Annotated in this window: 5 protein-coding genes; 4 read left to right on the forward strand and 1 reads right to left on the reverse strand. The window is 38.4% G+C overall.

Annotation, left to right across the window (positions count from 1 at the left end):
• The first annotated feature begins 31 nt into the window (after positions 1-31).
• From WA249_RS15310 to WA249_RS15325, 4 genes are all read left to right on the forward strand, one after another.
• Positions 32-1,255, forward strand: coding sequence for a lactonase family protein (locus WA249_RS15310; RefSeq protein ID WP_336169909.1), 1,224 nt, complete (start codon positions 32-34; stop codon positions 1,253-1,255).
• 137 nt (positions 1,256-1,392) lie between these two features.
• Positions 1,393-1,755, forward strand: a complete 363-nt coding sequence (locus tag WA249_RS15315) for a hypothetical protein (RefSeq protein WP_252612612.1) — start codon at positions 1,393-1,395, stop codon at positions 1,753-1,755.
• A gap of 252 nt (positions 1,756-2,007) precedes the next feature.
• Positions 2,008-4,647: a bifunctional aconitate hydratase 2/2-methylisocitrate dehydratase gene (locus WA249_RS15320; RefSeq protein ID WP_016137731.1), complete on the forward strand. Its 2,640-nt coding sequence runs from the start codon at positions 2,008-2,010 to the stop codon at positions 4,645-4,647.
• Positions 4,648-4,942: 295 nt separating this feature from the next.
• A complete protein-coding gene (locus WA249_RS15325; RefSeq protein WP_336169912.1) occupies positions 4,943-5,164 on the forward strand; it encodes a hypothetical protein in 222 nt (73 codons plus the stop codon).
• 102 nt (positions 5,165-5,266) lie between these two features.
• Here WA249_RS15325 and WA249_RS15330 read toward each other — a convergent pair whose 3' ends face one another.
• Positions 5,267-6,724: a DASS family sodium-coupled anion symporter gene (locus tag WA249_RS15330; protein ID WP_336169914.1), complete on the reverse strand. Its 1,458-nt coding sequence runs from the start codon at positions 6,722-6,724 to the stop codon at positions 5,267-5,269.
• Positions 6,725-7,329 lie beyond the last annotated feature (605 nt).

A 7,329-nucleotide genomic window follows, 5' to 3' on the forward strand; every position in this document is an offset into this window, starting at 1 on the left:
TGATAATACCTTGTTGGTAAGTGCAAATAAGGTGGTTTTTTCCAAGGATATAACAGTGAAAATAGATACAAATATTAAATATCGTGGGCTAATTCAAAAGTTAACTGCAACATTGTCGATGACACTTTTGTCATTTGGATGGGGCTCTACCGTAAATGCTGCACAACAACAAATTGCTTTAGTAGGAACATGGACATCGATCCCTAATGCACCGCTTGCGCAAAAACCAAAACAAGCCAGTGAAGGTTTGTACCAGCTTAAAGTGAATAGCGATGGAACCTTAACTCCTGTTAATGTCTTGAAAATGAAAAGTCCTTCTTGGATTGTAAAATCGAAAGATGGCCATTTTGCCTATACCACTAATGAAGAAAATGAAGGGGGGTTGACTGCATTATCAATTCAAAATGGAAAGGTGGATGTGTTAAACACAGTGGATAGTCATGGTGGACATCCAACACATGCATCAATCAGTTTAGATGGCAAATTCCTATTTGTGTCGAACTATTCGGCATTTGATAAAGGTCGTGGTGGTGTGGCTGTTTTCCCAATTTTGCCAAACGGCCATTTAGGTGAAAAAGTACAAAATATTGTTTTTAGCGAAGGTTCTGGTCACGTCAAAGGTCGTCAGGACAGTGGCCATGCGCATTCAACCACATTTAGTCCAAATGGTAAGTATCTATATGCAAGCGATCTGGGAAATGACAAAGTCTATACTTTTCGTTATAACCCAAATAAGCCTCAACCACTCGAAGCGGACAGTAGCCGAGATGTGACTTTTACGCATGGTTCTGGCCCACGTCATATGGTCTTTTCATTAAATGGCAAACATGCGTATGTTACCGCAGAAATGCGAAGCGAAATTGTGACATTTAATGTGCAAGATGGTCATTTGAAAAAAGTGGCTGAGCTAAAACTAATTCAAGAAGACAAAACACCTGAATTTAAAAGTGCGAGTGGAATTATTCTCAGTCCAAATGGCAAATATGTGATTGCTGCTAATAGGGGGGCAGACAACAAACTTTTGGTATTTAAAATTCAGCAGAATGGATTGCTAGCTAAACCAGTAGTTTATAAAGCCAATGGAATTGAACCACGTGCTTTCTCATTCGACGCATCGGGTAAATATCTGTATGTAACCAATGTTTATAGTAATAACATTAGTTTGTTCCGTTTCGATGCCAACAAAGGCACATTAAAATCAGCTGGCGATGCGGCAGAAATATCAACACCGACTGATATCAAATTTTTTAATTAACCCAAATGAAGAAACTAGCATTACTAATGCTTGATATAAAAAGACCGAGAGGGAAACTATCTCGGTTTTTTTCTAGCTGTTTTTGCAAAAATGATGATTTTCCGTATGATATGAGCAGCAATAATTAGTGTAGTGAAATGATGAAAAAGATTTTATTGATTGCAGTGAGTTTATTCTTTGTTGGTTGTTCAGAAAAGAAACCATTAACACCAGAAGAGCAGTGGCATGGTTTTTGTACTAGCGTAGGAAATGCGGCTAGAAGCATTGTTTTTGATCGTCAGCAAGCAATTGAAAAAGCTCAGGCCGTTGAGCATGCTAATAAAATTGAAGATGACATTACCAAAAAGTTCATTCTTAATATTATTGAAAAAGTTTATGCAATTCCAAAAGAAGAACTGACTAAAGATTCTCAAGCACTCCAAGAAAAAGTTAGAAAGCAAGCGATGGACGAATGTTTGGCAACACCTCATGACAAAATGCCAAAATATAAATCGTTCTAATTAAGTACGGTTATTAAATTTCCGCTCATCTGAGGCTGTTTTTGCTTAAAAATAGCCCATATTTGGCTGATTCGCTCATTATTTACACACGGGTATTTAGATACAAAATAATGGGCATCACGGAGAAACACCCCGTTTTCATTAACTTTTACCTTGAACTCTAGTAAACTTTTATAGTCCATATTACTTGTGAAGCTTTTTAAGAAAGCTGGAATTTGCAAGTAATTTTTCAAAAAAAGAGGAATGAACACCGTGCTAGAAGCTTACCGCCAACACGTTGAAGAACGTGCCGCACTCGGAGTCCCACCGAAGCCACTTGATGATGCTCAAACAGCTCAGCTTGTTGAACTATTAAAAAATCCACCAGCAGGCGAAGAAGCGTTTTTGGTTGATTTGCTTGAAAACCGTGTTCCTGCAGGTGTTGACCAAGCAGCTTACGTAAAGGCAGCGTTCTTGGCAGCAATTGCAAAAGGCGAAGCAACTTCACCACTCGTTTCTAAAGAGCGTGCAGTTTACTTACTTGGCACCATGCTTGGTGGTTATAACGTAGCACCACTTGTTGAGCTTCTTGATAATGCTGAACTTGCAAGCCTAGCTGCTGAAGCGTTAAAGAAAACACTTCTTGTATTTGATGCATTCCATGACGTAGCAGATAAAGCAAAAGCGGGTAATGCCAATGCTAAAGCTGTTTTACAATCTTGGGCAGACGCAGAATGGTTCACAAGCCGTCCTGACGTTCCAGAAGAAATCAAAATCACTGTGTTCAAAGTAACTGGTGAAACAAATACTGATGACTTGTCTCCAGCGCAAGATGCTTGGAGCCGTCCAGATATCCCATTACACGCAAATGCAATGTTGAAAAACGAGCGTGATGGTATCAACCCTGAAAAACCAGGTGAAGTTGGTCCATTAAACCAAATCAAAGAACTCATTGCAAAAGGCAACCAAGTTGCTTATGTAGGTGACGTTGTTGGTACTGGTTCAAGCCGTAAATCTGCAACTAACTCTGTACTTTGGTTCTTCGGTGACGAACTTCCACACATTCCAAACAAAAAAGATGGCGGTGTGTGCTTAGGTACTAAAATCGCTCCAATTTTCTTTAATACAATGGAAGATGCAGGTGCATTACCTGTAGAAATCGACGTTGCCAACATGAACATGGGCGACGAAGTAGTATTGAAAATTGACCATGCTGCTGCAAAAGTTACTGCTTTTAAAGATGGTGTACAAATTTCAGAAGCAGAACTTAAAACTCCAGTACTTTTAGACGAAGTACGTGCTGGTGGTCGTATTAACTTGATCATTGGTCGTGGTTTGACAACTAAAGCACGTGAAGAATTAGGTCTTGCACCTTCTACATTGTTCCGTACACCTGTACAACCTGCTGACACTGGTAAAGGCTTCACACAAGCTCAGAAAATGGTTGGTCGTGCATGTGGTTTAGCTGAAGGTCAAGGTATCCGTCCGGGTACTTACTGTGAACCTAAGATGACTACAGTTGGTTCTCAAGATACAACTGGTCCAATGACTCGTGACGAGTTAAAAGACTTAGCTTGCTTGGGCTTCTCTGCTGACTTGGTAATGCAGTCTTTCTGTCATACTGCTGCGTATCCAAAACCAGTTGACGTAACAACTCACCATACATTACCTGACTTCATCATGAACCGTGGTGGTGTATCTTTACGTCCAGGTGACGGTATTATCCACTCTTGGTTAAACCGTATGTTACTTCCAGATACAGTTGGTACTGGTGGTGACTCACATACACGTTTCCCAATCGGTATTTCATTCCCAGCAGGTTCTGGTCTTGTTGCGTTCGCAGCAGCAACTGGTGTTATGCCACTTGACATGCCTGAGTCTGTACTTGTTAAGTTCAAAGGTAAAATGCAACCTGGTATCACTTTACGTGATCTTGTACATGCAATTCCTTACTACGCAATTCAAGCGGGTGACTTAACTGTAGAGAAGAAAGGTAAGAAAAACATCTTCTCTGGTAACATCCTTGAGATTGATTTATCAGAAATGGAAAATGACTTGACTGTTGAGCAAGCATTTGAACTTTCTGATGCATCTGCTGAACGTTCTGCTGCTGGCTGTTCAATCACACTTTCTGAAGAGAAAGTTGCTGAATACTTACGTTCTAACATCACCATGTTGAAGTGGATGATCGCAGAAGGTTATGGCGACGCTCGTACAATGGCGCGCCGTGCTGAAAACATGCAGAAGTGGTTAGACAACCCAAGCTTGTTAAAAGCTGATGCTGATGCAGAATACTTAAAAGTTTACGAAATTGATCTTGCTGACATCAAAGAACCAATTCTTTGCTGCCCGAACGATCCAGACGACGCGAAACTTCTTTCTGACGTTCAAGGCGACAAAATTGATGAAGTATTCATCGGTTCTTGTATGACGAACATCGGTCACTTCCGTGCAGCGGGTCAGTTACTTGACAAAGTACCAAGTGGTTCATTGTCTACTCGTTTATGGTTGGCTCCACCAACTCGTATGGACGAGCACCAATTAATGGAAGAAGGCTTGTATAACATCTATGGCCGTGCTGGGGCACGTACAGAAATGCCAGGCTGTTCACTTTGTATGGGTAACCAAGCACGTGTAGCACCGAACACAACATGTGTATCGACTTCTACTCGTAACTTCCCGAACCGTTTAGGTCAAGGTGCAAACGTTTACTTAGCGTCTGCTGAGCTTGCATCTGTAGCTGCGGTTCTTGGTAAATTACCAAGCCCAGAAGAATATCAACAGTACGCGTCGCAAATCGACAGCGCTTCTGCTGAGATCTACAAATACTTAAACTTCGACAAGATGAGCGAATATACTAAAGAAGCTGATCAAGTTGATACTAAGAAAATCCAAGCTGCTCAATTGACTTAATGAGCTAGGATAAAGAAAAGCCGAAAGGCTTTTCCATAGCGCAAGAGCAAATCTATGATTTGCTTGAGCAAAAAGCTAAAAATAAGGGCTGATTAATCAGCCCTTATTTTTTGAAATAATTTCTAATTAATCTAAATTTTAATACCAAGTTTTAAATCAAAAAATAGTAGTAAATTCTGTGCTATGCCTATCTAATAATTTTAATTGATAGGGTCCAGTAATTTTGACTTTACAATTCAATCAATCCATCATTTAATCATTGAAAATGAGTGATTTAAAGAGTTGATTTAACTAAATGGCTAAACAATCCCGCTTCTTATGTATTGGTGGATTTCTTAATGGTTCAGCGGTTAAAGACCAAGGGGACAGCTTTGTTTGTGTTGAAAATGACAAACAAGTAACCTATCACAAAAAGGAAATTTTCCATCCAGACTCATGGGATCAAGATTACTACGTCTGCGAAACTACAACAGACCAACAAGCACGAAATTGGGTTTATGATATCAAGCCTGATTAATAAACTTGATATAATTTTATTTGGTAAATAGACAATTTAGTATTTTTTAATGTCTACATGAAAAAGCCCCATTATAAGGGGCTTTTTAAAACTAAAATAATTCTACCAATAACCCAACACTTTCCACCACAGTCCGCCAATCACTACAAAGATAATGATATTAACAACGCTCATGACAAAGCCAGCTTTCCACCATTCACCAAGTGTGGTGTAACCCGAACCGAATACTACAGGGGAAGTGCCAGTGGCATAATGGGTTAAGGTCATCATAATGCTTGAAGCTGCTGCCATCATTAAAGCAAACAACATTGGTGGTGCACCGAGTGCAAGTCCTGCCGCATAAAAAGCTGCAAACATTGCGGTAATATGCGCCGTGGTGCTAGCAAACATATAATGTGCATACAAATAGGCAAGCATTAATAATAAACAAGCAGGCATCCAGCTTAGACCTAAATGACCGATACTGGTTTCTAAAACACCAGAGAACCACGTGATTAAGCCAAGCTTATTTAAATAAGTTGCCATCATGACTAATGCTGCGAACCAAGTAATCGTATCCCACGCATTTTTCTGAGTCAGAATATCATCCCAAGTTAAAACACCTGAAAGTAGCAATAATCCTAAACCAATAAAAGCAGTCGTCGTTGGGTCAACCGCCCAAGCGGAGCCAAAAATCATGGCAGGAATACCCGCCCATAGCATCAATAAAATACCGAATACACCAAGCATGATGATTTCATTTTTACTGACTGGACCCATTTCCTTTAATTTAGTTTTAGCAAACTGCGCTGCATTAGGTGTTTCTTTAATTTCGGGTGGATACATCCAATACATAATCAAAGGCATAATAATTAATGCAATCAAACCCGGCACTAACATTGCCAGTGCCCAAGTACTCCAACTTAAAGAAATTTCACTATTGGTCGCCTTTGCCACTAAATCAACTACTAATGGGTTAGGGGCAGTTGCCGTAATAAACATTGCAGAGGTAATCGGGTTGGCTTGGTAGTTAACCAACGATAGGTATTTTCCCATCCTACCTTCGGTACCTTTAGCAGGATCAGAATCATAACTAGTAGAAATTGCCAGTACAATCGGATGAATTATTCCGCCACCACGAGCCGTATTACTTGGCGTTACAGGGGCTAGAATGAGTTCGGAAAGTACCATGCTATAACCAATACCAATGGTTTTCTTGCCCCAAACTGCGATAAATAAATAACCTAACCTTGCACCCAATCTAGTTTTTTGTAAACCTTTAGAGATCATGATGGAAATACCAATCAGCCAGATGAGTGGGTTAGCAAAGCTACTAAGGGCATCTTGAATTGCACCGCTTGGGCTTGTGTTAGTCACGCCAGTAATAGCGACCAAAGTTATTGCAATAATGGCAATGGCACCAATTGGCATCGCTTTACCGATGATTGCAGCAATTACACCGACAAACATCGCTAACAAATGCCATGCATCAGGATCAACACCATTTGGTACAGGAATCACGAACCAGATTAACAATGTAATAAATAAAGAAATAAGTGTAGGGAGGGCTTTAAATCCCATGTAATTTCCCCTTGTTTTCATATGATTAAAAATTAAAGTTCTTTATGAGTAAATCGCTAAAGACATAAGTATTAAAGTTCTATTATCGATTAAATGATTCAAGAATTCAAAAAATTATAAGCGATAAGTACTAACTTCCATTTCAATGAAAATGACAAATCTTTTTGGGTTAAGTATTTCTTAATTTAAACCTAAATTATTAAGTTTTACTGAACTTTTAACTCTGAAATGGATGTTAGAATGATGAATTCTCTGTATAGATATCAGTCTAATAAATAGTACTTAGTATGGTTAATTTTAAAAAAAGCTATAAAGATATCTAAATAAATTAATATATTCTAATACTAATTTTTAGAAAATATTAAAGATCAAAAAATAAATTATATATCTAGATTAAGGTATAACAGGTGTAAAAAATTATTAAATAAAATAACTTAGATATAATTTTGGATAAAAATTGGTCTTTCTGAGTTGTTGATTTTATTGAAAGCGTGAAATGAGTCATGAGTTTATTTAAAAAACGTTAAATATATCATTTTAAAATTTGATATATATAAAATTGAATATAGTAGTAGTAATTAACTGGTTTTTTGTTTTAAAATAAT

This window comes from Acinetobacter sp. 161(2023) (assembly GCF_037027805.1).
Classification (GTDB): domain Bacteria; phylum Pseudomonadota; class Gammaproteobacteria; order Pseudomonadales; family Moraxellaceae; genus Acinetobacter.